Genomic DNA, 25,917 nt, shown 5'->3' with positions numbered 1-25,917 from the left:
GCCTTGATTGATGCAGAGATGGCCGTTGTTACTGGGGTTTGCGCTTGCAGTGTCTTGTATAGTCGGAGCGACTTGGATGTACGGCTACCGTCAGGCGCTTGATTCCCTGGCAAAGCGTAGTGCGGCGGATCTCGCTCTGGCCTCGGATCGGGTCAGTACCCAGTTGCAGATCTATCAAGAACTTGCGGTGATTATGGCGGATCATCCGGTTCTGGAGCAGCTCGACACTGCGGCTGGGCGTACGGCTGCGCATCAGGTCTTGCGCGGGGTTGCGGATAAAACATCGGCACTGGATGTGTTTTATGCACAGGCCTCAGGCGAGGTGCTGGCCGCCGCTGAAGGGGTTACAGGAACCAACATCTCTGAGGCTGGGTACTTTCGCCGTGCCATGCAGGGGGCATTGGGCATTGGTGCGGATGTGCTGACCGGCACCGGGCGACGCGCATATTTTTACGCCGCGCCCAGCTTTTCGCCACAGGGGGAAGTGGCTGGGGCGCTTGTCGTGGTTGCCGATGTCGAAGACGTGGAACAGACCTGGCGCGGCTCATTGCCTGCGGTCTTTTTTACCAATGATCGCGGCGAAGTCTTTATCTCCAACCGGCCTGAGCTGCTGTTCTGGCACCAAGGGCAGGAGGAGACCGCCAATGGGACCTTGCGCCGGAAAGAGTTGAATTATGAGGTTTCAACCATAGGCGGCTATGAGATTTGGGCGCTGTCCGGAAGCGCCTATTTGCCCGATCGCGCCTTGCATTTGTCGGTGGGGTTGCCTGTGATCGGATTGAATGGGCAGATTTTGGTGGATGTGGCACCGGCCCGCAGGCTTGCGCTGCTTCAGGCGGCGGCGCTAGGGGCGCTTTGTTTGGCCTTTGGGGCCTTTCTTTTCCTGACCATGGAGCGTCGTCGCACCCTGGCTGAGGCAAATGCGGTATTGGAAAGCCGGGTTGAAACACGCACACGGGCGCTTCAATCTACCAACAGCCAGCTTCGCCGCGAAGTGAGCGAGCGCCAGGATGCAGAGGCAGCGTTAAAAAAGGCTCAGGAAGAACTGGTGCAGGCAGGAAAACTATCGGCCCTGGGACAGATGTCGGCGGGGATCAGCCACGAGCTGAACCAACCGCTGATGGCGATCCAGCAATTTGCAGAAAACGGAGATGCCTTTTTGCAGCGCGGCCAGATTGACCGGGTGGGCGAGAATCTGTCTCGCATTGCTGGCATGTCGGCCCGCATGGCGCGGATTATCAAGAATCTGCGGGCCTTTTCGCGCAATGAGAACGAACCGATGGCGCGGGTGGATTTGGTGCAGGTGATCAATACCGCAGTGGAGCTCACAGCCTCGCGTCTTGAAACGGATGCGGTGATGCTCAGCTGGACACCGCCCGAAGGGGATGATCCGATCTATGCATGGGGCGGCGAGGTGCGACTGACACAGGTCTTCGTCAATCTTATCAACAATGCTGCGGATGCGATGCTGGGGCAGGATAAGCGCGCGATAAGCATAACGCTGGAGGCTGGAACGCGGCTAGCCGTCGTGGTCTCTGACATTGGCCCGGGCATCAAGGAACCAGAGAAAATGTTTGATCCGTTCTACTCCACCAAAGTGGTGAGCAGTTCAGAGGGGATGGGGCTGGGGCTTTCGATCTCTTATGGGCTGTTGCAGAGCTTTGGGGGCAATATCCACGGCAGGAACGGCAGGCGCGGCGCAGTGTTTACCGTAGAGCTGGACCATTGGAATGAGAGTGCTGCGACATGACGTCAAAAGTCTTGGTTGTCGATGACGATGCCGCCCTGCGAGAGGCTTTGGCGCAGACACTGGAGCTGAATGATCTTGAGCCAATCACGGCGGGGTCCTTTGTGGCTGCAAAAGATCTGATCACCGCTGATTTTGGCGGGGTGATCCTGTCGGATATCCGCATGCCTGGGCGAGATGGCTTTCATCTGCTCGATTATGTGCAGGGTATCGATGATGACCTGCCGGTGATCCTGTTGACCGGGGAAGGGGATATCCCGATGGCAGTCAAGGCGATGACCCGCGGTGCCTTTGGCTTTCTTGAGAAACCCTGTGTCACAGCGGATCTTCTGACGGCATTGCAACGGGCGCTCAAGACGCGGGATTTGGTGCTAGAAAACCGCGACTTCAAACAGCAATTGGAGGAGGGCGATCCTGCGGCCCGTATGCTGTTCGGGACCTCGCCTCAGTCTGACGAATTGCGGGCGCGGGTACGGGCGGTTTCTGCGACAACAGCTGAGGTGCTGGTTGCGGGGCCTGCAGGCAGCGGCATTTCCAAGGTGGCAGAGGTCATTCATCTGATGTCGCCGCGGGCACAGGGGCCCTTTGTCAAATCGCCGTCAGCGGGGCTTAGCGTGGCAGGTCTTCAGGATCTTTGCCAGCAGGCGGCGGGGGGGTCGCTGTTTCTGGATGAGATTTCAGCCCTGTCAGAGGCCTTGCAATATGCGGTGCTGGAGTGGCTTGAACAGGGCGGCGAGGCGCGGCTTATTGCTGGTAGTACCGCCGATCTTTCGGCGCTGGTGGAGGCAGGCAGCTTTGGTGCGGATCTCTATTACCGGCTCGAAGGGATGCGGGTGCGTATCCCGTCGCTGGCAGAGCGCCCGGGCGATATCCCTGTGTTGTTCCGACTTTATGTGGCCCAGGCCGCGGAACAGGCCGGGATTGAGGCACCGCAGATTAGCCAGGAACATTTGGCGGCCCTCATGGCGCAGGATTGGCCAGGTAATGCACGATCATTGATGTCAGCGGCAATGCGGTTTGTGCTGGGCATGCCGGATGAGATCAGCGGCGCCACTGAACTCGGGTTGGCAGAGCAAATGGCCCAGGTGGAACGCTCGCTCCTGATCGCGGCGCTGGGCCGACAAAATGGTCGGGCTGCGGCTGCGGCTGAGGCGCTGAAACTCCCGCGCAAGACCTTCTATGATAAATTGGCCCGATATGGCATCCGCCCTGAAGACTACCGCCGTGCTTGATTGGGCCCTGTCGGGTTGAGGGCGCGTGTTGGCGAATCTTTGCCGAGCCATCACAGAGCTGAGTTGTGCGAAAATCCGCACAACCGCGCTAATCACTGTGCGAAATTTCGCACAACTGCCTGATGGGATGTGGGTGCCACGGCTACCTTTTTCAAGCAACTGTTTGAAAAATATGCAAACCACCTGAAGACACTACAAATTTTAATCAATTGTTGAGCAAAGCCACGCAACGGGCAATCCTGATGAAGAAGCTCCTATCGAGGGTAGGAGTTCTGGATATCTCTGGGAGGATTGATATGAAATTTGTAACCGCTGCTGCCACTGCAATGGCCCTGACAGTCACCGCAGGCGCTGCATCTGCCGCCTGTGACGACGGCGAAATCGTTGTTAAATTCAGCCATGTTACCAACACGGATAAGCACCCTAAGGGGATTGCGGCCTCCTTGCTGGAACAGCGCATCAACGATGAGATGAACGGCACCATGTGCCTGGAAGTCTACCCGAACTCGACGCTCTATAACGACAACAAGGTTCTGGAAGCCATGTTGCAGGGCGATGTGCAGCTGGCTGCGCCCTCTCTGTCAAAGTTCGAGAAGTTCACCAAAGAGTTCCGTCTGTTTGATCTGCCCTTCATGTTCAAAAATATTGATGCGGTTGATGCCTTCCAGGCCTCGCCCGATGGGCAAGCCCTGCTGGACAGCATGCAGCGCCGTGGTCTGCAAGGGCTGGCCTATTGGCACAACGGCATGAAGCAGATGTCGGCAAACAAGCCACTGGTTGCGCCAACGGATGCCAATGGCCTTAAGTTCCGCGTTCAATCCTCTGACGTGCTGGTAGCCCAGATGGAAGCCATTGGTGGTTCGCCCCAAAAGATGGCCTTCTCGGAAGTCTACGGTGCGCTGCAGCAGGGCGTTGTTGACGGGCAGGAAAACACCTGGTCCAACATCTACGGCAAAAAGTTCTTCGAAGTGCAGGACGGAGTCACCGAGACCAACCACGGCATCATCGACTATCTGGTCGTGACCAATGTGGATTGGCTGGAAAGCCTGGATGCGCCCGTACGTGAACAGTTCTTGCAGATCCTTGGTGAAGTGACCGAAACCCGCAACGCGGAGTCCACACAGGTGAACAACGAAGCCAAGGCCGCAATCATCGCAGCTGGCGGCGAAGTGCGCAGCCTTGATGCCGCTCAGCGTCAGGCCTGGGTTGAAACCATGATGCCGGTTTGGGAGCAGTTCGCTGGTGACGTAGGTCAGGACAAGATCGACGCAGCGCAGGCGATCAACGCCAATCACTGATTGATTGGTTCTGACAAGCGGACCCGCCCGACTGGCGGGCCGCATCCGCGGCGGCGATCCTGTGTGATCGGGCCTCCACGGACCTTCAGGCGGCGCGGGGATCCGCCGCCTGACCTTACTTATTCTCAACATTATCGGGGTGATAACTATGTCGGGGGCAAAAACCGGCCTGTCCGGGTTTATCAACACATTGGAAGAAACGCTGATTGCGTTGCTTCTGGGGCTGATGACGCTGATTACATTTGCCAATGTAATCGCGCGTTTTGCCTTTAACTCCAACATCCTATGGGCGCTGGAGCTGACCGTTTTCCTTTTTGCCTGGCTGGTGCTTTTGGGCGCGGCCTATGCGGTAAAGACCCATACCCACCTGGGCGTGGATGCCATCGTCAATATCCTGTCTCCGGGCGCGCGCCGAGTGGTTGCGCTGATCGCGGCGGCGGCCTGCCTTCTGTTTTCATTGTTGCTGCTGAAAGGCGCCTATGACTACTGGGCGGTTTTTGCGGACCTGCCGCCCACCTCCGGGCGTTGGTTTCCTACCGGGTTTGACATGAAAGCCCGCAGTCAGAGCTTCTATGAGGTGCAGGATGTGCCAATGGTGGGCATGTTTCGGTTTCTGGAAGATTTGATCAACTACGGCGATTCTTATGAAAAACTGCCGAAGGTGGTGCCCTACGTCGTGTTGCCGCTGTCGATGCTGTTGTTGGTGATCCGCTTTGCTCAGGCGGCCCTGCAGGTGCTGCGCGGCGATGCGGACCGGCTGGTTGCCAGCCATGAAGTCGAAGACGAGCTGGACGAGGCCCGGGCCCGTGCCACCGAGGGAGAAAAATAATGGACGTCGTAATCCTTTTTGCCATGGTGATTGGCCTGATGCTGATCGGGGTGCCGATTGCCATTTCGCTTGGCCTCAGTTCGGTTTTGTTTTTGCTTGTCTACTCGGATAGCTCGCTGGCTTCCGTTGCCGGTACTCTGTTTGAGGCTTTTGAAGGGCATTTCACCCTGTTGGCCATCCCATTTTTCATTTTGGCTTCCACCTTCATGTCAACGGGCGGCGTGGCGCAGCGGATCATCCGGTTTTCCATCGCCTGTGTCGGCCACTTCCAGGGCGGCTTGGCCATTGCCGGTGTCTTTGCCTGTATGATGTTTGCCGCCCTGTCGGGTTCCTCGCCGGCCACGGTTGTGGCAATCGGCTCGATCGTCATCGCCGCGATGCGCCAGGCGGGCTACACCAAGGAATTCGCTGCCGGGGTGATCTGTAACGCCGGGACGCTTGGTATTTTGATCCCGCCCTCCATCGTCATGGTGGTCTATGCGGCCTCAGTCGATGTCTCTGTTGGGCGGATGTTCCTGGCTGGCATTATTCCAGGCCTGTTGGCTGGTATTATGCTGATGGTGACGATCTATGTGATTGCCCGCATCAAGAATATGCCCAAAGGCAATTGGGCCGGTTGGGGCGAGGTTGGCGCCTCCTTCCGTGAGGCCTTTTGGGGGCTGTTCCTGATCGTGATCATCATGGTCGGCATCTATGGTTACCCGTGGTACTCCGCTGAACTGGGGCTCTACAAAGAAGACGCCATCTTTACCCCAACAGAAGCGGCGGCTGTGGCCTCTGTCTATGCCTTCTTTGTCGCTACCTTTGTCTACCGTGATATGGGGCCGTTGGCTGAAACTTCCGAGAGACCGCGTCGCTCGGTGTTTCAGGCGCCGCAGGCCTTGTTGACGGTTTGGGCGCATAAGGACACCAAGAAGGCGCTGTTTGATGCCGGTAAGCTGACGGTGACACTGATGTTTGTGATCGCCAATGCGCTGATCCTGAAACATGTGCTGACCGATGAACAGGTGCCGCAGCATATCGCCAATGCGATGCTATCTGCAGGGTTCGGCCCTGTCATGTTCCTGATTGTGGTCAATGTAATCCTGTTGATTGGTGGCCAGTTCATGGAGCCATCGGGACTGTTGGTGATCGTGGCGCCGCTGGTTTTCCCCATCGCCATCGAATTGGGGATTGATCCGATCCATCTGGGCATCATCATGGTGGTCAACATGGAGATCGGCATGATTACACCGCCAGTGGGGCTCAATCTCTTTGTCACCTCTGGGGTGGCGGGCATGCCGATGATGTCGGTGGTGCGGGCGGCCTTGCCCTTCCTTGCGGTGCTTTTTGTTTTCTTGATCATGGTCACCTATATCCCCTGGCTGAGCACCCTGATCCCCAACGCCCTGATGGGGCCTGAGATCATTACCAATTAGCGGGTTTCTGAGGCCTGAGTAGGAGACCAAGAAAAACGCCCCGGAGAGATCCGGGGCGTTTTTTCTGGCGGCGAGGAGGGGGCTCTGCCCCCGCGCCCAAAGGGCGCTCCCCCGGAATATTTGGGGAAAGGTGAAAGCCGACGTAGGGTTAGCTGGCGTCGAGGGCCGCGATGATGGGGGAGAAATCTTCGGCCTTTAGGCTGGCACCGCCGACCAGGGCCCCATCAACGTTTGATGTGGTAAAGATGTCAGAGGCATTGCCTGGTTTGACCGAGCCGCCGTAGAGAAGGCGCGTGGTTGCGGCCATTTCAGCGCCGAATCTTGTGCTAAGTTCTGCGCGCAGGAAATCATGGACCTCAGCGATTTGTGCCAGGCTGGGCACTTTTCCGGTGCCAATGGCCCAGACAGGCTCATAGGCGATGACGGTGTTTTTAGCCGTTGCACCATCGGGCAGGGAGGTGGCGAACTGGGCACCGATGATCTGCAGGGTGTCACCGGCTTCCCGCTCTGCCAAGGTTTCACCAAGGCAGACAATGGCGGTGAGACCCGCGCCCCAGGCGGCTGCGGCCTTGGCGGCGACAGTCTCGCTGGTTTCATTGTGGTCTGCGCGCCGTTCCGAGTGGCCCAGGATGACCGAAGTTGCGCCTGCCTCTTTCAGCATTTGGGCAGAGAGGTCGCCGGTATGGGCGCCGGAGCTGGCGGCGTGGCAGTCCTGACCTCCTAGGGAGAGGTTGCTTTCGCTGGCAATATCGGCTGCGCGAGACAGGAGTGTCGCGGGAGGGCAGATCAGGATTTCCGATTTTGCAGCACTCTGCGTCTGAATGAGGGCTTCAAGTTCCGCCAGGGCCGCGCCTGTGCCGTTCATCTTCCAATTGCCTGCTGCCAGTTTTTGACGCATCTGATGCTCCCCAAGTTATGACTTGGCCAAGTGGTAACACCAGCCGCTGTGCGGGGCAATCGGACAAAGAGAAGGCGGGGAAACACCCGCCTCTGTGGCGCGTCACGGTGCTGCGCTTTACAGGCTTGGCACATCCTTGAAACTAATGGATTCGCCGCAGCCACAGGCCTCGGACACATTGGGGTTGTTGAACTTGAACCCACTTTCCAGCAGCGATGTCTCATAGTCGATTTCGGTGCCAAAGAGGAACATCTGCGCCATCGGGGCGATCAGAACCCTGGCGCCGTCTTGCTCGACCACCTCGTCGTTGTTATCCGGCTCGTCGACATATTCCATGGTATATTCCATACCCGCACAGCCGCCCTTTTTGACGCCTATGCGCAGGCCCGCGTGGCCGCCGCTGGTCATCAGCTTGGTGATCTGGGCCGCAGCCTTCGGGGTGATTGTCACAGCCTGTTTGCCGGGAATGCCGAACATGAGTGTCTCCAATGCGCGCGTTACAACCTATCTAGGCGCGCAAGGGCGCGGGCTCAAGAGGGCTGCATGGCAAAACGGGCCACAAGGGGATGTGGCCCGTCAAAAACCTAGCTCTGATGGCTTTAGAGGATCTTAAAGCCCCATGCAGTTGGCATAATAGGTGACCGTTGCGGGCCAGTCGGAGAAGATACCTTCGATTTCGACATCCTGGGCCAGAACGTCGAGGATCTCATAGTAGCTGGAGGCATTGCTGACGGCGGGCTGCACGCTCTGGAAGTACCAGCCACCACCTGTGGTCAGCGGGCCTGAGCGTTCCAGCGTCCAGGTGATCAGCTTCAGCCCGGCCGCCTTGGCCTCTTTGGCATATGCGGAGGGCACCATTTTGCCATCTTCAAGCGTGACGAGGAACCACATCGGCGGCGCGATATAGTTCACGCCCATATCTGCCAGTTCCTGCATCGAGGGGCTGAAGCTATCGGGGTCGCTGGGGTCCAGGGGCAGGTCGCCACTGTAGCGGCCATCCAGATAAACCGCTTGTTTGCCAAATTCAGGCTCGTTGTCGATCCAATATTTCACCACCTCAAGATCAAAGCTCTGGGCCCAGACATCCGCTGCGGGGATGCCGGCGGCCTTGTATTCATTGATCATCTTCTGAGCGTAGTCATCCATGGAGAATCCGTTAAAGGGCATCTCGACGGCTGGGGACTTGAGCTCGGGGGTGAATTTGGCGCCGAGAGATTTGAACAGATCAATGCTCTCTGCATGGGTCATGGCGGTGGCGCCATCCGAGTATTGGGTGCTGCGCCAGGAGGCGACGCCGCCCTGCGAGGCCGCTGCGGTGGTCGCGCTTTTGTCAAAGCTGTCCATCTTGGGCGCCAGGGTGCGGAATTCAGCCAGGGTGATGTCCGAGCTGCGGCATTCAGCTGTGGCAGGGCTGTCGCCAGTGGCCGGGGAGAAAGGCGTGATGCAGGTCTCGGCCAGATCCGTGGTCAGGATATTGGTGGTTGTGTGCAGATCGTTTTGCGCATGGCGGCAGATCAGCTCTAGATCCTTGGTAAAGGTCACATCGCATTCCAGAATGCCGGCCCCCATCTGCGCGGCGGCGACATTGGATTGCACGGTATGTTCGGGAAACAGCAGCGGCGCGCCACGGTGGCCGATGGAGAAGGTGCTACGGGCCGGGACCTGTGCAGCGCAGGACTGCAGTTTGGATTTCAAATCACCTTCGGGCAGCAGGCTGATCAGATAGGCCGGGCGCGGACCATAGCTGAGGCCGGCATCTGTAGGCGTGGCATCAAGCGCTGAAGCGGCAGGCGCCAGGGTTAAGGCGGTCAGCGTAAGGGCGATGATATTGCGCAAGGGAGGTCTCCAAAGAAGTTGATTTTCAAAAGAGAAATCGCGGCGAAAGGTAAAACCTTTGCCGCGATCCGGTGAAGCTTTTATGACCATCTTTGATGGTGTAGTGCTTGGTCAATCCTACATGAAGCCCAGCTCGAGACGGGCCTCATCGGACATCATCTCCATGCCCCAGGGCGGCTCCCAGGTGATTTCGACATCAACGGATTTGACGCCTGCCACAGGCGAGACCGCATCAACGATCCAACCGGGCATCTCACCGGCGACAGGGCAGCCGGGCGCGGTGAGGGTCATGATGATCTGCACATCGTTTTCATCCGTGATGTCGATGGTGTAGATCAGGCCGAGTTCGTAGATGTTGACCGGAATTTCAGGGTCATAAACAGAACGGCAGGCCTCAACGATTTGATCGAAAAGCGGGTGTTCAACGGAAGACGGCGCGATCAGCGGCGTGCCTTCAAGCGGTTCGGAAGCGTTGGTCATGTCGATCCCTGACAGTTAATCCGACTGTTTATATAGGGAAACTGTGGGAGGAGGTCCATAGCCCGTGACAAAGTCTGATCGCGCCAAGTTAGAACCGGGGCTGTTGAGGTGCAGGACACAGATTGATAGGAGTGGCGTTACTTGAAGTGGTTTATCCTGTCCGGCAGAGCCTTGGGATTGTGCTCTTGCAGAAACTGGCACATGCGCTCCCAAAGTTCGCTAAAGGGGGCATCGAACTCGTAGGTGGAAATCCACACAGTGTTTCTCCCCAAGACGGAGTTGAGCCAGAACGATAACCGTCCTTGCAAATTTAGGTCTAGTTGCTGAATTCCCTCTTCTGTAATCTGGAGGCCAAGAAATTCGTGGCCTCGATAGTTCTTTTGCGAAATCTTTTCAATGTTGCTCCAAGGGATGATCCCAACGGACAATCTCCTATCCAAAACGCCAACTGGTGAGAACACGAGGGTGGTCTTGGGTGTTTTGACCAAACGGATTACTCCAAGGATAAGGAACGAACCGAAAACCACCAATGTAAGCCAACCAACTACTATGGAAATACTTCCCTTGGTCCCATAGGCCCAACCCTGCGCGATTAGGAAACCCAAGTAACAAAATACGCAGTTTAAGGCGATCAAACAGATCAGGCGGGGCGTGTTTCGGTCAAAGTAAATGGTTTTTTGGGGGCCGTGCAATGGTGCTTCCCTTCATGGGGCCAGCTAGATGACCCAAGGCAATATCCTTGGTGTTCAACAAATGACCTTGGATCAGTGACTTCTGACTTTAGTCGTTGATATCGTGTTCAAAGGTCTTCACCTGGCCTTTGGGCAGGGCAAAATAGCGGCGCATCAGCAGCCAGGAGATCAGCGACAGGGCCGCAAAGAGGAAGATCAGGGCGGGCAGGGCTATAGCGCCACCACCCAGCACTGCGAGCAGAATGCCACAGGCCAGGGCGCCCAGGGCAAATCCAAGGAAGACAAAACCGGGGGCGAGGACCTCAAGGATGGCGAGCACCAGCGCGGCGGCACACCAGACCCACCAGAGCTCCCAATAGGCGGCTACCTGTTCCATCATTTGCCACCTTTCAGCAGTTTGAAGGCATCGCCAAAGGCCTCGATTGCATGGGCGGGCAGCACGATGGTCTGTTTGCCCTCACCATTGCCAAGCGCATTCAGCGCCTCAACCTGTTTCAGGGCAACCTGATACTGCGCGGCTTCAATACCGTTTTCGCGGATCGCCTTGGCAACCACCTCGGTGGCATAGGCTTCGGCATCGGCTTGAATGCGGCGGGCCTTGGCGATCTGTTCGGCAGCGTAAAGCTCAGCATCGGCAGACAATTCAACCGCGCGTTTGCTGCCCTCGGCCTCGGTCACCTGAGCACGGCGGGCGCGTTCGGCATTCAGCTGCTGCAACATGGCGTCGCGGGTGGCTTGATCGAGGTTCACATCCAGGATTTCGGCACGGGTGACTTCGATGCCCCAGTCATCTACGGCATCCTCGACGCTTTCCTGGATCTGGCCGATCAGTTGGGCGCGGTTTGATTGCACCTCGTCCAGATCCATCTTGCCGATTTCTGCCCGCACGATGCCTGCCACAGTGGTGGCAATGGCGGCATCCACGTCGCGGATGCGGTAGACAGTCTTTTCTGGCTCGGTGATGCGGTAGAAGACCGAGGTGTCGATCTGCACCAGCACGTTATCCTTGGTGATGGCATCCTGGCTGGCGCTTGGCAGCTGACGCTCCAGAATTGAGATCCTGTGGGCAATGCTATCCAACAGCGGTACGATAAAGTTGATGCCGGGCCCCAGAACCGCATGCAGGCGGCCAAAGCGTTCCACTACATATTTTTCAGACTGCGGGACGATGTGGACGCCCTTGAAGATGATGACGATCAGGAAGATCGCCCCCAGCAGATAGATGGCGTTTTGTGAAATTAGTCCAATGAGGAAGTCTTCGTTCATCGGGTCCTCCTAATAAATACTGTGTACTATTGTATACATATGTGGTCGCGCTGGCGCGTTTTCAAGAATAGGGCTTATGTTATGTATGGGCTGCCCTTGGCAGGCTGGCAAGATGGCTTGAGGCTTGTCAAACGCGCCGCAATCAGGCAAATGCGCCGGGTTCCGCAGTCAAAGGAGAGTAAAATGGCGCCGAAAATCACCTTTGATCTGAAAGCCCAGGATGGCAAGGCCCGCACTGGGGTCATTTCAACTCCACGCGGCGACATCCGCACCCCGGCTTTTATGCCAGTTGGCACCGCTGCCACGGTCAAGGCGATGATGCCCGAAAGCGTGCGCGAAACCGGCGCTGATATTCTGCTGGGCAATACCTACCATTTGATGCTGCGCCCCACGGCAGAGCGGATTGACCGCCTGGAGGGGCTGCACAAGTTCATGAATTGGGAGCGCCCTATCCTGACCGACTCCGGCGGGTTTCAGGTGATGTCCCTGGCAGGGCTGCGCAAGCTTACGGAGAAGGGCGTCACTTTTAAGTCCCATATTGACGGTTCCAAACACGAGCTGACCCCGGAACGCTCGATGGAGATCCAGCGGCTGTTGGGTTCTGACATCGTGATGTGTTTTGATGAATGTCCCGCGCTGCCCGCGACCCGTGATCGCATTGCCGAAAGCATGCGCCTGTCGATGCGCTGGGCGGAACGCTCGAAAGAGGCCTTTGGAGATCGCCCGGGGCATGCACTTTTTGGCATTGTTCAGGGCGGACTGGAGCAGGATCTGCGCGAAGAAAGCGCCGAGGCGCTGAAGCAGATTGGCTTTGATGGCTATGCGGTAGGCGGCCTGGCGGTGGGCGAGGGGCAGGAGGCGATGTTTAAGTGCCTCGACTATGCCCCCGATATGCTGCCGCAGGACAAGCCGCGCTATTTGATGGGGGTTGGCAAACCCGATGATATCGTCGGCGCGGTGGCGCGGGGTATCGACATGATGGACTGTGTGCTGCCCTCCCGTTCGGGTCGTACCGGGCAGGCTTTCACCCGTCATGGTGTGGTCAACATCAAGAACGCCCGCCACGCGGATGATCCACGCCCCCTGGATGAAAACTGCAGCTGCCCGGCCTGTTCAAAATACAGCCGCGCCTATCTGCATCATGTGTTCCGCAGCAACGAAATGATCTCGGGCATGCTGCTGACATGGCACAATCTGCACTATTTCCAGGAGATCATGCAGGGCATGCGCGAAGCCATCTCGGCAGGCACCTTCGAGGCCTGGCAGAAGGATTTTCATGACCAGCGTGCTCAGGGCGATATCGAGCCTTTGTAATCTGGCTCGAACTGCAGTCTTTGACTAAAACTATGTTTAAAAATCATGGGGGTGTGATGCGTGCCCCTTATTTTTGCCTCTTTGTAGGGAAACTCTGTGAAGGGTTTTTGATACGAGGAAAAACTGGTTATGGTTACAGAAAGCACGCATGGTAGAAAACAGGCCCGCCAGAGGGCGGGAGGTCCTTCACCTGTTGCATTGGCCCTGGTCGGTACGGTTTGGGTCATCAGTCTGATCTGGGCACGCGGTGGATTTGCCTATGAAAACTCCGTGAACGCGCAAAATCAGCAGAATATTTTGTCTCAGGCTGCCACGACGCAGGGCGTGAGCGACATGGCGACTGCTGGCAGCGCGGGTATTGTCGGGCCTCGTTAGCGGTGCGAACTAGCGCTAGCGCTTGGGGCAACCTGTAGGGATCGGACGCAGCGGATTTGACCTGAATTTGAGCGGTTCTCCAGCAGAGTGACCTGATCGAGCCCAGTTTTTGCCGCAAACAGCGGGTCTGTTGATCATCAGTTAAATGGTGATTGGAGATGAGTAATGAAAAACACTATATCCGCGAATTCGGCGCATATTGCGCTATTTGTTGTCCTGGGTCTTGGCGTCGCATTGATTGGATTTTGGGATGGAAGCTCCGCCCAGCAAACCGAGTTTGCAGAGCTGTCACATCTTCACAGCAGTGCTGCTCAGTAGTCGGCGCATTGGGGTCTTGAGGGCCCTGCGGTCGATACGCGGCTGGTCTGTTGGTAGCAAAGTCTCATGTTCGGGAAGCACAGGTGCTCCTCCAAGCAGAAGATGATTTTTGATTTTTCAGGCCGAGCCCTTGAAAGCCTGTCGTTTTGAGGAATTGCAGGGAGCTTCTCCCTCGCAGTATCCTCACCAGCCGGAATTCTCTCGTCTACAAACCTTGTTCCTTGGAAGCCACGAGGCCAATTGTGCCCTTGTGGTTGCTTTGGCTTGCGGGCACACTGCGATCCAACTTGTAGGCTGGGTGGTTGAAAAATATTAACTGCTCTACCAGATAAAGACTTCCAAAGAGGAGAGCGCCAGAGGTCGCCGAATGTCGGGGCTGGGCACTCTTGCCAAGTAAAGGACCAAGTATGAACGAGCCGCTTAATTCTTCCTATCCTGTACTGCCGCTGCGCGACATTGTGGTCTTCCCTCATATGATCGTGCCGCTGTTTGTGGGTCGGGAAAAATCTGTGCGCGCCCTCGAAGAGGTGATGGCCGATGACAAGCAGATTCTGCTGTCCAGCCAGATTGATCCGGCAGAGGACGAGCCACAGACCGATGGCATCTATCCAACAGGTGTTCTGGCCAATGTGCTGCAGCTGCTGAAGCTCCCCGATGGCACCGTCAAGGTGCTTGTCGAAGGTCACGCGCGCGTCAAAATCACCAATTTCCTCGAGAATGACGATTATTTCGAGGCCAGTGCCGAGTATCTGACCGAAATTCCGGGCGACGCCACCACCATTGAGGCGCTTGTGCGCACTGTGGGCGATGAGTTCGAGCGCTACGCCAAGGTCCGCAAGAACATTCCCGAAGAAGCATTGTCCGCAGTGGGTGAAACCGCAGAACCTGCCAAACTGGCGGATCTGGTTGCAGGCCACCTTGGGATCGAGGTCGACCGCAAGCAGGAACTTCTGGAGACCCTGTCGGTCAGCGAGCGCCTAGAGAAGGTCTATGGCCTGATGCAGGGCGAGATGTCCGTGCTGCAGGTCGAGAAAAAGATCAAGACCCGCGTCAAATCCCAGATGGAGAAGACCCAGCGCGAGTATTATTTGAATGAGCAGATGAAGGCCATTCAGAAGGAACTGGGTGACGGCGAAGAAGGGGCTGGCGAAATCGCCGAGCTGGAAGAGAAAATAGCTGCCGTCAAATTGTCGAAAGAAGCCCGTGAAAAGGCGGATGCGGAGCTGAAGAAGCTCAAAAACATGTCGCCCATGTCGGCAGAGGCCACTGTGGTGCGCAACTACCTCGATTGGATGCTTGGCATCCCTTGGGGGGTGAAGTCGCGCGTCAAAAAGGACCTGGGCAAGGCGCAGGACATTCTGGATGCGGATCACTATGGCCTGGAGAAGGTCAAGGAGCGCATCGTTGAGTATCTCGCGGTGCAGCAGCGCTCGGCCAAGCTCAAAGGTCCGATCCTCTGCCTTGTTGGCCCTCCCGGTGTTGGTAAAACCTCGCTTGGAAAATCCGTGGCCAAGGCTACGGGCCGCGAATTCATCCGTATCTCTCTGGGGGGGGTGCGTGACGAGAGCGAGATCCGTGGTCACCGCCGGACCTATATTGGCTCCATGCCCGGCAAGATCATCCAGGCGCTGAAAAAGGCCAAGACCACCAATCCGCTGATCCTTCTCGATGAGATCGACAAGATGGGTCAGGATTTCCGCGGCGACCCGGCTTCAGCGATGCTGGAAGTGCTTGATCCGGAACAGAACTCGACCTTTGTGGATCACTATATGGAGGTCGAATATGACCTATCCAACGTGATGTTCCTGACTACTTCGAACAGCTACAACATGCCTGGGCCTTTGTTGGACCGGATGGAGATCATCCCGCTGTCTGGCTACACCGAGGATGAAAAGCGCGAGATTGCCAAGCAGCACCTGGTGTCCAAGCAGGTCAAGAACCATGGTCTGAAGGCCAAGGAATTCGAGATGAGCGATGACGCGCTGAAGGATATTATCCGCGTCTATACCCGCGAGGCGGGCGTGCGGAATCTGGAGCGTGAAATCGCTAAGGTAGCGCGTAAGTCTCTGACAAAGATCGTCAAAAAGGAAGCCGCGAGCGTTTCGGTCACCTCTGATAATCTGGATGAGTTCCTGGGTGTTGCCAAATACCGCTATGGTCTGGCAGAGAAAGAAGACCAGGTTGGTGTGGTCACCGGGCTTGCCTATACGTCGGTTGGCGGGGAGCTGCTGTCCATCGAGGCCCTGCGCCTGCCGGGCAAGGGCCGGATGAAGACCACCGGCAAGCTGGGCGATGTGATGAAGGAAAGCATCGAGGCAGCCTCTTCTTATGTGCGGTCAATTTCGCCCAAGATCGGTGTGAAGCCTCCCAAGTTCGACAAGTGGGATATCCACGTCCACGTGCCCGAAGGCGCCACCCCCAAGGATGGCCCCTCTGCGGGATTGGCTATGGTGACTTCCATCGTGTCGGTGCTGACGCAGATTCCTGTGCGCAAGGACATCGCCATGACCGGTGAAGTCACCCTGCGCGGCAATGCGCTGGCCATTGGTGGTCTCAAGGAGAAGCTCTTGGCGGCTCTGCGTGGCGGTATCAAAACCGTGCTGATCCCGCAGGAAAACGCCAAAGACTTGCCTGAGATCCCGGACAACGTAAAGGAAGGCCTGGAAATCATTCCCGTAAGCCATGTCTCCGAGGTGCTGGAACATGCTCTGGTAAAGCAGCCAGAAGCCATTGAGTGGGATGAGGCCGCCGAAGAAGAGGCTGCTGCCGCAAAGGCTGCTTTGGAGGCCCAGGCGCGTAGCTCAGGTGCGCCAGCGCATTAAACGCGATCTGCTGTTGGAGATCTGGAAAAAGTGAGGGCGGCCCACAGGGGTCGCCCTTATTAGGTGTTTTGTTTTTACTCTTACCGTTCTGGCCCCCTTGGCAAGGGCTCGAATTGTTATGCTGGGGTGTAGCCGGATCAGGCGGCGTTTTGTCTGTCCATTTTGGCCAGGACAGTGCTGATTGCCACTGAATCGGGGCTCTGGCCTTCCACTTTGGCCTGTTTGAGAATATTCGCCATGGTTACATCCAGAGCCTTAAGTTTCTCTGCGACATAGGCCTTTCGGTCGGTGATCTGTTCGATCTCGGTGGCCACATTGATGATGCCGCCGCCATTGGCCACAAAATCAGGCGCATAGAGAATACCCGCATCCTGCAGGGCCTGCCCATCCGTTTTGGTCGCCAGCTGGTTGTTGGCGCCGCCGCAGACAATTGCGACCTTGAGTTGCGGGATGGTCTGGGCGTTCAAAATACCGCCAATGGCGCAGGGGGCAAAGATATCTGCTTTGACCGCGTAGATCTCATCCGGTGCTACGGCTATGGCGTTAAACTCGGTGATCGCTTTGTCGATTTGCCCTTGATTGACATCTGTTACGATCAATTTGGCACCGGCCTCATGCAGGTACTCACAGAGATAATAGCCCACATGTCCCAAGCCCTGCACCGATACGGTTAGACCAGACAGATCCTTGCTGCCACTCCTGTGGGACTGGCTGGTGCGAATGGCATTAAAGATGCCGCGCGCGGTAATCGGGGAGGGGTCACCACTGGCAAATTCCCCATCAGCCAGACCAGCGACATATGGTGTCTCCTCTGCCAGTATCGCCATATCTGCGGGGCTCATCCCCATATCCTCGGCAGTGTAGTAGCGCCCTTCAAGGCTGTGAATGGCGCGGGCGAAGGCGCGCAACAGGGCTGGCGATTTTTCGGTAAGGGGATCCCCCATGATTACCGCCTTGCCTCCGCCAAGCGCCAGGCCTGCGGCAGCGTTCTTGTAGGTCATGCCTTCGCTCAACCGTTTGACATCCGTCAGCGCCTCCGCCTCGCTGGCGTAGGGGCGCATGCGCAACCCGCCAGCGGCTGGTCCCAGCTGGGTGGAATGCAGGGCAATGAAGCCGACAAGCCCTGTGGGTTTGTCTTCGACCCGGTAGATTTCTTCATGCGTCGTGGTTGCGACTGGGGTGACTGTCATTGCGATGGCTCCTCCTAGATTGACACATAGGTTAGCCCGGAGCGATTGGCGGTTTTCGTCAAAAATCGGCTTCTTTGGTTGAAAATTTCGAGGGTTCATCTAAAGTGGAGGAAAAAATTAGGGAAAAAACCATGGACTCCATTGATCGGAGGATCGTCGCCATTCTACAGACCGAAGGGCGGATCAAGATGGCGGAGCTCTCTGAGCGCGTCGGTCTTTCCCCTACGCCCTGCGCGCGGCGCGTTGCAATGTTAGAAGATGCCGGTGTGATTAGCGGCTACTCGGCGCGGGTGGATCAGGCAAAGCTAGGGCTGCCGGTGACGATCTTTGTCGCGGTGGAGCTGGAGCGCCAATCAACAGACGCCCTGCAGGCGTTTGAGCGTGCTGTTAGCCAGTTTGATCAAGTGATGGAATGCTATTTGATGACGGGAACCCGCGATATCCTGTTGCGGGTTGTGGCTCAGGACCTGAGTGATTTTGATCGATTTCTGGAGGAGCGCCTGATGCGGGTTTCTGGCATTCGAAATACCCGGTCCAGCTTCACCCTGCGGACAATGATCGCCCGCAACGCCTTGCCGCAGTTTTAGCGAGGACCTTTCCTTGGGAACAGCTTCAGGTGCGGCATTGAAAAGTCACAGGTTAACCTTTTGTTAATCATTCGGCTGGCCATGCGGGGGAGGAGAGCCTAGCCTGTCTTTAGATGATGGATAAGCAAAAATCATATAATTGAGGCACATCATGGCAAGCAGTAAGACAGGCAGTCGCAAATCTGGGGTGAGAAAACCCACAGTGCGAAAGACATTGCCGCCGAAATCAGCAACCAAGGCGAGATTGACAAAGGGTAAGACCGCCCTTCAGACCGCGCCGCTTCAGCAAGAAAAAGAAGAGCTCCCAATGTCAGATGGATCGGCAAAAACAGTTTCTCCCCCCCAGGCCCTGGCCGCCGGACAGGAGCCCAGCCCCGTTGTTGTCCCCTCTGCGGCGGTCGTCAAAGAACCGGCCCTGAACAAGAGAGAGCTAATTGACGAGGCCGTATTGCGCTCTGGCGTCAAGAAAAAGGATGCCAAACCCGTTGTCGAGGCGCTCTTGGCGATCCTCGGAGAGACCGTGGCCGCAGGGCGGGATCTGAACCTCAAACCTTTTGGTAAGTTGCATGTGAATCGCAGTGATATACGTAGCAATGGCACGGTTCATGTCTGCAGATTGCGCCAGCCGCTGGAGCGCCAAAGCATTGATCAAGAAAGTGTAGGGGAGCTGGATGTTTCTTCTCTGAACCCACTTGCGCAGAGCGAGACCTAAAGGTAGTACCCGGCGCCAAGGGTGATTAGCTCAGTGGTAGAGCGCTTCGTTCACATCGAAGATGTCAGGAGTTCAAATCTCTTATCACCCACCACTTCCAATAGCTTAGTGCTGTTTTACGAAGCATGCATTGGTTCAGTGAACCTGAGGGCCTGATTGATTAGCGTGCCTCCCTAAACTGGCAAATCAAGGATCTCGGTGATCGCCTTGCAGGGCTCCCGGCTGGTTATGGGGCGTTTTACCAATCCGAGGTCTTCTGCCCCTGACAGATCGACTGCGGTAGATATCAGTTTCTTTCACCCTCAAAGGCTGCAGAGCCCTTCGAGAGCGGAACAATGGCTCCTTTGTGTGCGATCACCCGAGTTGCCTGTTCATGGGCCAGTTTAAGGGCTGTGGCCGGATCGCAGTTCCCAAGAGTGCTGGCCATCCAGGCTCCGTTGAAGCTGTCGCCTGCCGCAGTCGTATCGACAACCTTTGTTGCCTGTGGGAGAATGGGAGAGGGCAAGTTCGGATCAATCGGCCGCGGCCCGCGGGCGCCGCGTTTCAGGGCGCCGTTTCTCAACCCATAGCTGCGCAAACGCATTAAGACGGCCTCGTCATCCTGATCTCCAAATAGCAGCATCTCATCATCGACCGAGGGCAGCGCGATATCACAAATGCGCCATGCAGATTCGGTCATTCGGCGCGCCGTGGCCTGATCCTCCCACAGCTTTGGGCGATAGTTGGAGTCAAACGCGATGCGGGCCGGGTGGTGCTGGAGGTGATCCAGCAGTGCCAGGCGGCGCTCTTGCGGTAGAATGGCGAGGGTGATGCCGCTGAGGTAAATCAAGTCTGCGCCGTCGAGTTGGCCAAAGCCATCCTCGAACAGGCTGCGCGCAGCGGATTGATCGCGCCAATAGGAAAAACTGCGTTCGCCCTCTGCATCAACAGCGATGGAGTAGATACCTGGCAGTCGTGTGTCATGGTGGCGAATGCGCGTGGTGCCGACGCCCTCTCTGCGAATAAAGCGTTCCATTTCCGCAGACAATGGATCCTGCCCGAGGACCGAGACAAACTCGACCTTGCTTGCGGCGTCTAGCCCGCGCGACAGATAGATTGCAGTGTTCAGCACGTCGCCAGCAAAAGCGATTTGCTGTGCGGTGTTGGTGATATTTAGTTCGACCATGGCTTCACCAACGCAGGCAATTGTGCGTGAGGTGTTCGTTGCTGTCATATCGGTTCCCATTTTCACATTACCGCGCCGGTCTGCCAGGGGACGAACTCATTGTCACCCAGGCCAAGCAGTTCGCTTTTGGTAGACTGGCCAGAAGCAACGGCAAGGACCATTTCGAAAATTTCTTCGCCCTTATCCTGCAGTGAAACGCCGGTCGATATAATGTCGCCGCAGCCAAGGTCCATATCATCGGGCATCTGCATCAAGAGTCTGTCAGAGGTTGCCAGTTTAAGGGTTGGAGCCGGTTTGGAACCGAAGGCAGACCCGCGTCCGGTGGTGAACACAATGAGCTGCGCACCGCCTGCAATTTGTCCGGTTGCGGACACCGGATCATATCCAGGCGTATCCATGAAGCTGAGCCCTGGTGAGATAACGGCCTCGCCGTAGGGGTAAAAGGCACGCAGGGGGGTGGACCCGGCCTTCGCGACGGCGCCAAGCGATTTTTCAAGAATGGTGGTGATCCCACCTTCCTTGTTGCCAGGAGAGGGGTTGTTATCCATCGACCCGCCCCCCTGGGCTGCATAGTCTTCCCACCAGTTCAGGCAGGCGATCAGGCGCTCCGCTACGTCGGGTTGGCTTCGCCGCAACAGCAGGGCCTCGGCGCCATAGATTTCAGGTGTTTCAGAGAGGATCACGCCTCCGCCCTCGGCGACGATCAAATCAGAAGCGATCCCGAGAGCGGGGTTCGCGGTGATCCCAGAGAGGCCATCAGAGCCGCCGCATTGTAAGCCCACGCGCAGGTCTGACACCGGACAGTGTTGCCGCCGAAGCGCGTTGACTTGTGGCAGGATCTCTTTGATATGGGCCTTGATACGATCAATGCTGGCGCGGGTTCCTCCGGTTTCCTGGATGGTTAGCCCATGGAACCGTCCAGCAAAATTTTCCCCAAAACGGGCCTTCATGCGTGCCAGCTGCATAACCTCACACCCCAGGCCAACAAAGACGGCGGCCCCAACATTTGGATGGCTGGCATGGCCCCAAAGCACCCGCTCCAGGATCTCGGCACTGTGACCGGAGGCAGACATTCCGCAGCCGGTTCCGTGGGCCAGGGCGCAGATCCCGTCCACATTTGGGTAAGGGGCCAGCGCCGCTTCGGCCTGTAGCTCTTGGGCGGCTTGGCGGATCACGGTTGCCGAGCAATTCACCGTGGCGCAAAGCGCAATGTAGTTGCGCGTGCCTGCCGGACCAGCGCCTCGGCGGTAGCCAAGAAAACTGCGTGCGCGCGGCGATGGCATTGCCGCCTCTGCATGGGCATAATCAATACCAACGGGGTAGGATCTATCGTGATCTGAAAAGCTGCAATTGTGCACATGCACATGCTCCCCTAGGGAAACCGTTTGGGTCGCAGTACCGATGATCTGGCCGAATTTAATGACCGGATCTCCTGCCTCCATCATCCGCCGTGCTCGTTTGTGCCCTTGCCCAATGCCCTGGCCATGATCTGTGGCCGTGACGATTTCTACCGTATCAGCCGGGTGTAGGAGCAGTGCATCAGCCATGGGCCTGACCTTGCTTTTGCATGTGCATCAGGCCCTCAATCACGCCGCGCAGTTCTGCCAGCCCGCGCAGACGCCCCACCAGGGGGTAGCCGGGAAAAGTGCCTTTGCCGATGTCACCGGCAATTTCATGGCCGTGATCCGGGCGAAACGGGATCTGGTGATCCTGGCGCTCAATCTCCTTACGCCGGTTTTCTTCGTCCAAAAGCGCTGCGATCACTGCGGCCATATCGGTGTCGCCTTCAAGATGTGCGGCCTCTTCAAAGGATCCATCTGCATCTTTGCGCACGTTGCGCAGATGGGCGAAATGGATGCGGTCTGCAAACTGGCGGGCGATGGCGGGCACATCATTGGCCGGGTTGGCGCCCAAAGAGCCGGAACACAGGGTCAATCCGTTGGCGCGGCTGTCGACCGCGGCCAGGATCCAGGCAATGTCTTCGACATTCGAAACCACCCGGGGCAGGCCCAGAATATCGCGGGGCGGGTCATCGGGGTGCACACACAGGCGCAGGCCCAGATCCTCGGCTGTTGGGATCACCTCGTCCAGGAAACGTTTGAAGTTGGCGCGGATCTGAGCACGGTCGATCCCGTCATAAAGCGACAACTGGTGACGCAGGCCGGCGATATCATAGCGGTCAAAGGCGCCGGGCAGGCCTGACATGATGGCGTGCAGCAGCGCGTCGCGGTCGCTCTCGGTACTGGCTTCGAACCAGCTGCGGGCCTGATCAAGCACGGCGGGCAGGTAGTCGCTAGCAGCATCTGCGCGGCCCAGCATGTGCACCTCAAAGGCGGCCATCTTGTAGGCTTCAAAGCGTAGGCAGCTGCCGCTGCCGCGTGCCAGTGGCGCGGCCAAATCGGTCCGGGTCCAGTCCAGCACCGGCATGAAGTTGTAGCAGATGACCGAGACGCCCTCATCGGCCAGATTGGCCATCGACTGGCGATAGTTGGCAAAGAGATGCGCCAGATCCCCGTCGCCGCGTTTGATCCGCTCATGGATGGGCAGGCTTTCGACCACGGACCAGGTGAACCCGGCCTGCTCGATCAGCTTCCGCCGCGCTGCAATCGCCTGTTGCGACCAGACCTCCCCGTAGGGAATTTCATGCAGGGCATTCACGATTCCGGTGGCGCCGGTCTGCGCCACCTCATCCAGGGTGATCTGGTCCAGGTCAGGCCCGTACCAGCGCCAAGTTTCGATCATGCCAGAACCTCCTTGATGCTGTCGCGCGCGCCGATCTCGAGCAACCGTTGGTAGGCTGCTGTCACGGGAACCTTCAGGGCTTCCGCTTGGTCAGCGGAAAAGACCTCGCGCACTGATAAGAGGGCGGAAACCTTGTCGGCAGGCGTTTGGCCACCATCGCTGAGCGCCTTTAGACGTGCTGCAAGCGGGTCGCGTACGTCGATCACATGTCCATTCTCATCTATGCCGCCGACATAGCGCATCCAGGCGGCCACCGCGAGGATCAGGCCGGGGCAGGGGCGCCCTGCAGTCATGGCATCGTTGAGCGTTCCAAGGATGCGCTGAGGCAGTTTCTGGCTGCCATCCATCGCGATCTGCCAGGTCAGATGCCGGATTTGCGGGTTGGCGTAGCGGGTCGCCAAGGCTTGGGCGTAGTCACACAGGGAGACCCCATCCGGCGGCGTCAAGGTCGGCGCGATCTCGGTCTGCCAAAGCTGTTCGACAAGAGCGGCCATCCGCGCGTCCGCCATGGCGTCTGAAATCGTCTCATGCCCTGCCAGATAACCCAGATAGGCGAGCGCCGAATGGGTGCCGTTCAGCATGCGCAGTTTCATATGCTCATAGGCGGTGATGTCTCCCACCATCTGCGCCCCTGCGGCCTGCCAGTCGGGCCGCGCGCCCGCAACAAAATCGTCTTCGATCACCCATTGGCGAAAGGGTTCATGCAGGACCGGCGCGGCATCCCCTTGCCCGATCAGGTCGGCAACATGGACGATATCCTGGGGCTTGGTTGCCGGGACGATCCGATCCACCATCGACGAGGGAAAACACCCCTCGGCGGCGATCCAGCCCGCAAGATCCGGGTCGATCTGCTGCGCCAGCGCCAGCACAACGCCCCGCACGACGCGCCCGTTGTCAGGCAGGTTGTCGCAGGATTGCACGGTGAAGGGGGCGAAGCCTGCGGCCCGCCGCGCTTGCAGCGCGCGCACCAGGTAACCAGGGGCTGAGCAGGGCAGCGGTTGGGCGATGTCATGCTGAATATCAGGGTGATCCAGATTCAATTCGCCAGTCGAGGGTTCGTGGCAATAGCCTTTTTCGGTCACTGTCAGCGACACGATGCGGATCGCCGGGTCTGACATTGCCTCCAGAACGACCTGCGGATCCTCGCGGGCGGCCAGCACCCGGTCAATGATCTGGATATGCCGTGGCTGGCTTGCCTCTGGTCCGAGTTCCACGGCCATGTATGTGCCCCCCTGCGGGGTCAGGGCGTCGCGCATGGTCGGCGATTGCAGCGACACGCCGATGATGCCCCAGTCACCGCCGGATTTGGCAATCGCGTCAGCGGTATAGATCGCGCCATGGGCACGGTAAAAGGCGCCAAGCCCCAGATGCACGATACCCGGTTTGGGTGCGGCGACAGTGCGGGTCAGTCTCTCAGCGGGCAAGCCAGCCTCCATCCACGTTCAGAACCGCGCCGTGAATATACTGCGCGGCGGCAGAGCACAGAAAGGCAGCGGTGCCTGCGATATCCTCGGGGGCGCCCCAACGCCCAGCAGGGATCCGGTCGACAATGGCGCGGTTGCGCTCGGGATCGGCCTGTAGCGCGGCAGTGTTGTTGGTGGCGATATAGCCCGGTGCGATGGCGTTCACATTGATGCCTTTGGCGGCCCATTCATTGGCAAGGATCTTGGTCAACCCGGCCACCCCGTGTTTGGATGCGGTGTAGGAGGGCACCCGGATACCGCCCTGAAACGACAGCAGGGAGGCGATGTTGACGACCGCGGCGTGGCTGCCTCCTTCGGAGGGCGTGTTGATATAGGCGCGGGCAAAGGCCTGCGTGGTGAAAAACAGCGCCTTGAGGTTCACGTCCATCACCGCATCCCAGTCCTCTTCCGAAAACTCCAGGCTGTCGGCGCGGCGGATAATGCCGGCATTGTTCACCAGGATCGAATAGTCCTGCCCAGCAAACACATCCGCAGCGGCCATGGGATCGGTCAGATCAAGGATCAGCCCCTCCGCCGCGCCGCCTGCAGCAGAGATCTGGGTTATCGTCTCATCGCAGGGACGTCGACCGGCGCAGGTGACGCGCGCGCCCTGCGCCGCCAGCGCTACGGCGATGGCCTGGCCGATGCCAGTATTGGCCCCGGTTACCAGCGCCCTGCGGCCTGCCAGAGAAAAAGCGCTCATTTTAGGTCGCCCGGCTGGTGGAAATCCATGTCGGTGTAGTCAACATTGTCGCCGGCCATGGCCCAGATGAAGGTGTAGCTGCCGATGCCCGCACCGGAATGGATCGACCAGGGCGGCGACAGGGCGCCTTGCTCGTTGGCGATGAACAGATGCCGTGTCTCCTGCGGCTCTCCCATCAGGTGCAGAACGCGGGCTTCAGGGGTCATGTCCCAATAGAGATAGGCCTCCATCCGGCGGTCATGGGTATGGGCCGGCATGGTGTTCCAGACTGAACCTTCAACCAGCGTGGTATAGCCCAGAACCAACTGGCAGCTGTCCATGACGGTGGGGTGGATGAACTGGTTGATCACCCGCTTGTTGGAGGTGGCGGCTTCGCCCATTTCGACCTGGCTTGCCTCGCTCAGCCGGATAAGCCGGTGGTCGCAGGTCCGGTGCGCCGGGGCCGAAGTGATATAGAACCGCCCCGCGCCATCAAATGTGACTTCGCCTGCGCCCATGCCGAGGTACAGGACATCACCGCGCTCCAGCGTCCATACCTGCCCTGCGGCGCTGACGGTGCCGGTGTCGCCAATGTTGACGATGCCCATCTCACGCCGCTCCAGAAAGGTTTCGGTGCGGGTTTCTGCCACCTTGCCAAGAGTCAGCGGGCTGCCGCCTGGCACTGCGCCGCCCATGGTGAAGCGATCGTAGTGGGTGTAAATCAGCCGGATCTGCCCGTCCTGAAACATGTCCTCGGTCAGGAAATGGCGGCGCAGGCTGTCGGTGTCCATGCCCTTGGCATGATCGGCGTGAACGGCGTGGCGGGTTTCAACGTGAAGCATGGGGTATCC

The 25,917-nt window shown here is 58.0% G+C and carries 25 protein-coding genes and 1 tRNA gene; 12 read left to right on the top strand and 14 right to left on the bottom strand.

Annotated features, from left to right (window positions below; genetic code table 11):
• Positions 1 to 76: 76 nt before the first annotated feature.
• From MED193_RS06335 to MED193_RS06315, 5 genes are all read left to right on the top strand, one after another.
• Positions 77 to 1,750: an ATP-binding protein gene (locus MED193_RS06335; RefSeq protein WP_009808844.1), complete on the top strand. Its 1,674-nt coding sequence runs from the start codon at positions 77 to 79 to the stop codon at positions 1,748 to 1,750.
• Positions 1,747 to 2,979, top strand: a complete 1,233-nt coding sequence (locus MED193_RS06330) for a sigma-54 dependent transcriptional regulator (RefSeq protein ID WP_009808843.1) — start codon at positions 1,747 to 1,749, stop codon at positions 2,977 to 2,979. Before MED193_RS06335 ends, MED193_RS06330 begins: the two co-directional genes overlap by 4 nt.
• A gap of 296 nt (positions 2,980 to 3,275) precedes the next feature.
• Positions 3,276 to 4,277: a DctP family TRAP transporter solute-binding subunit gene (locus MED193_RS06325; protein WP_009808842.1), complete on the top strand. Its 1,002-nt coding sequence runs from the start codon at positions 3,276 to 3,278 to the stop codon at positions 4,275 to 4,277.
• Between the two features lie 148 nt (positions 4,278 to 4,425).
• Complete coding sequence (locus MED193_RS06320) at positions 4,426 to 5,106, top strand: TRAP transporter small permease (protein ID WP_009808841.1); 681 nt, start codon at positions 4,426 to 4,428, stop codon at positions 5,104 to 5,106.
• Positions 5,106 to 6,524 (top strand): TRAP transporter large permease, encoded by a 1,419-nt coding sequence (locus MED193_RS06315; protein WP_009808840.1) that lies wholly within the window; start codon positions 5,106 to 5,108, stop codon positions 6,522 to 6,524. The genes MED193_RS06320 and MED193_RS06315 overlap by 1 nt, the downstream gene beginning before the upstream one ends.
• A gap of 148 nt (positions 6,525 to 6,672) precedes the next feature.
• On the opposite strand, the gene tpiA is transcribed toward MED193_RS06315, so the two are convergent.
• From tpiA to MED193_RS06280, 7 genes are all read right to left on the bottom strand, one after another.
• The gene (gene tpiA / locus MED193_RS06310) at positions 6,673 to 7,422 is read right to left on the bottom strand and encodes a triose-phosphate isomerase (protein ID WP_009808839.1); all 750 of its coding nucleotides are present in this window, start codon (positions 7,420 to 7,422) and stop codon (positions 6,673 to 6,675) included.
• 117 nt (positions 7,423 to 7,539) lie between these two features.
• On the bottom strand, positions 7,540 to 7,899 hold the full coding sequence (locus MED193_RS06305; protein ID WP_009808838.1) for an iron-sulfur cluster assembly accessory protein: 360 nt from the start codon (positions 7,897 to 7,899) through the stop codon (positions 7,540 to 7,542).
• Positions 7,900 to 8,031: 132 nt separating this feature from the next.
• Positions 8,032 to 9,258 carry a glycerophosphodiester phosphodiesterase family protein gene (locus MED193_RS06300; protein ID WP_254655436.1) on the bottom strand — a complete coding sequence of 409 codons (1,227 nt, stop codon included), beginning with the start codon at positions 9,256 to 9,258 and terminating at the stop codon, positions 8,032 to 8,034.
• A 117-nt stretch (positions 9,259 to 9,375) separates the two neighbouring features.
• Positions 9,376 to 9,738 (bottom strand): SUF system Fe-S cluster assembly protein, encoded by a 363-nt coding sequence (locus tag MED193_RS06295; RefSeq protein WP_009808836.1) that lies wholly within the window; start codon positions 9,736 to 9,738, stop codon positions 9,376 to 9,378.
• Positions 9,739 to 9,875: 137 nt separating this feature from the next.
• Positions 9,876 to 10,373: an STM3941 family protein gene (locus MED193_RS22890; RefSeq protein WP_009808835.1), complete on the bottom strand. Its 498-nt coding sequence runs from the start codon at positions 10,371 to 10,373 to the stop codon at positions 9,876 to 9,878.
• 145 nt (positions 10,374 to 10,518) lie between these two features.
• The gene (locus MED193_RS06285; RefSeq protein ID WP_157041295.1) at positions 10,519 to 10,809 is read right to left on the bottom strand and encodes an NfeD family protein; all 291 of its coding nucleotides are present in this window, start codon (positions 10,807 to 10,809) and stop codon (positions 10,519 to 10,521) included.
• Positions 10,806 to 11,696, bottom strand: coding sequence for an SPFH domain-containing protein (locus MED193_RS06280; RefSeq protein ID WP_009808833.1), 891 nt, complete (start codon positions 11,694 to 11,696; stop codon positions 10,806 to 10,808). Before MED193_RS06280 ends, MED193_RS06285 begins: the two co-directional genes overlap by 4 nt.
• A 183-nt stretch (positions 11,697 to 11,879) precedes the next feature.
• On the opposite strand from MED193_RS06280, the gene tgt reads away from it, so the two are divergent.
• From tgt to lon, 4 genes are all read left to right on the top strand, one after another.
• Positions 11,880 to 13,010 (top strand): tRNA guanosine(34) transglycosylase Tgt, encoded by a 1,131-nt coding sequence (gene tgt, locus MED193_RS06275; protein ID WP_039965969.1) that lies wholly within the window; start codon positions 11,880 to 11,882, stop codon positions 13,008 to 13,010.
• A 129-nt stretch (positions 13,011 to 13,139) separates the two neighbouring features.
• Entirely contained in the window at positions 13,140 to 13,385 is a 246-nt protein-coding gene (locus MED193_RS06270; protein ID WP_009808831.1) for a RebB family R body protein, read from the top strand.
• Positions 13,386 to 13,550: 165 nt separating this feature from the next.
• On the top strand, positions 13,551 to 13,703 hold the full coding sequence (locus tag MED193_RS22885; RefSeq protein ID WP_009808830.1) for a hypothetical protein: 153 nt from the start codon (positions 13,551 to 13,553) through the stop codon (positions 13,701 to 13,703).
• 407 nt (positions 13,704 to 14,110) lie between these two features.
• Positions 14,111 to 16,525 (top strand): endopeptidase La, encoded by a 2,415-nt coding sequence (lon, locus tag MED193_RS06265; RefSeq protein ID WP_009808829.1) that lies wholly within the window; start codon positions 14,111 to 14,113, stop codon positions 16,523 to 16,525.
• A 137-nt stretch (positions 16,526 to 16,662) separates the two neighbouring features.
• On the opposite strand, the gene MED193_RS06260 is transcribed toward lon, so the two are convergent.
• Positions 16,663 to 17,715 (bottom strand): Glu/Leu/Phe/Val dehydrogenase dimerization domain-containing protein, encoded by a 1,053-nt coding sequence (locus MED193_RS06260; protein WP_009808828.1) that lies wholly within the window; start codon positions 17,713 to 17,715, stop codon positions 16,663 to 16,665.
• Between the two features lie 131 nt (positions 17,716 to 17,846).
• Here MED193_RS06260 and MED193_RS06255 point away from each other — a divergent pair, with 131 nt between their 5' ends.
• The 3 genes from MED193_RS06255 (at position 17,847) to MED193_RS06245 (ending at position 19,108) form a co-directional block, all read left to right on the top strand.
• Positions 17,847 to 18,302: an Lrp/AsnC family transcriptional regulator gene (locus MED193_RS06255; RefSeq protein ID WP_009808827.1), complete on the top strand. Its 456-nt coding sequence runs from the start codon at positions 17,847 to 17,849 to the stop codon at positions 18,300 to 18,302.
• Between the two features lie 307 nt (positions 18,303 to 18,609).
• Positions 18,610 to 19,014, top strand: coding sequence for an HU family DNA-binding protein (locus tag MED193_RS22270; RefSeq protein ID WP_083790515.1), 405 nt, complete (start codon positions 18,610 to 18,612; stop codon positions 19,012 to 19,014).
• Positions 19,015 to 19,033: 19 nt separating this feature from the next.
• Positions 19,034 to 19,108, top strand: a tRNA-Val gene (locus MED193_RS06245).
• Between the two features lie 192 nt (positions 19,109 to 19,300).
• Here the strand turns inward: MED193_RS06245 and MED193_RS06240 are convergent.
• From MED193_RS06240 to kduI, 6 genes are read right to left on the bottom strand one after another with little or no spacing between them, the layout of a single operon-like run.
• Positions 19,301 to 20,227, bottom strand: a complete 927-nt coding sequence (locus MED193_RS06240; protein WP_039966715.1) for a sugar kinase — start codon at positions 20,225 to 20,227, stop codon at positions 19,301 to 19,303.
• A gap of 14 nt (positions 20,228 to 20,241) precedes the next feature.
• A complete protein-coding gene (locus tag MED193_RS06235) occupies positions 20,242 to 21,726 on the bottom strand; it encodes a UxaA family hydrolase (protein WP_009808824.1) in 1,485 nt (494 codons plus the stop codon).
• A complete protein-coding gene (uxuA, locus tag MED193_RS06230; protein WP_009808823.1) occupies positions 21,719 to 22,921 on the bottom strand; it encodes a mannonate dehydratase in 1,203 nt (400 codons plus the stop codon). The genes MED193_RS06235 and uxuA overlap by 8 nt, the downstream gene beginning before the upstream one ends.
• Complete coding sequence (locus tag MED193_RS06225; protein ID WP_009808822.1) at positions 22,918 to 24,357, bottom strand: mannitol dehydrogenase family protein; 1,440 nt, start codon at positions 24,355 to 24,357, stop codon at positions 22,918 to 22,920. The genes uxuA and MED193_RS06225 overlap by 4 nt, the downstream gene beginning before the upstream one ends.
• Positions 24,335 to 25,087, bottom strand: coding sequence for a 2-dehydro-3-deoxy-D-gluconate 5-dehydrogenase KduD (kduD, locus tag MED193_RS06220; RefSeq protein ID WP_009808821.1), 753 nt, complete (start codon positions 25,085 to 25,087; stop codon positions 24,335 to 24,337). The genes MED193_RS06225 and kduD overlap by 23 nt, the downstream gene beginning before the upstream one ends.
• Complete coding sequence (gene kduI, locus MED193_RS06215) at positions 25,084 to 25,908, bottom strand: 5-dehydro-4-deoxy-D-glucuronate isomerase (RefSeq protein ID WP_009808820.1); 825 nt, start codon at positions 25,906 to 25,908, stop codon at positions 25,084 to 25,086. Before kduI ends, kduD begins: the two co-directional genes overlap by 4 nt.
• Between the last annotated feature and the right edge of the window lie 9 nt (positions 25,909 to 25,917).

The organism is Roseobacter sp. MED193, assembly GCF_000152965.1.
Classification (GTDB): Bacteria; Pseudomonadota; Alphaproteobacteria; order Rhodobacterales; family Rhodobacteraceae; genus Pseudophaeobacter.
Note: the sequence above shows the minus strand (reverse complement) of the source record. Positions and strands in the feature narration are given on the sequence as shown.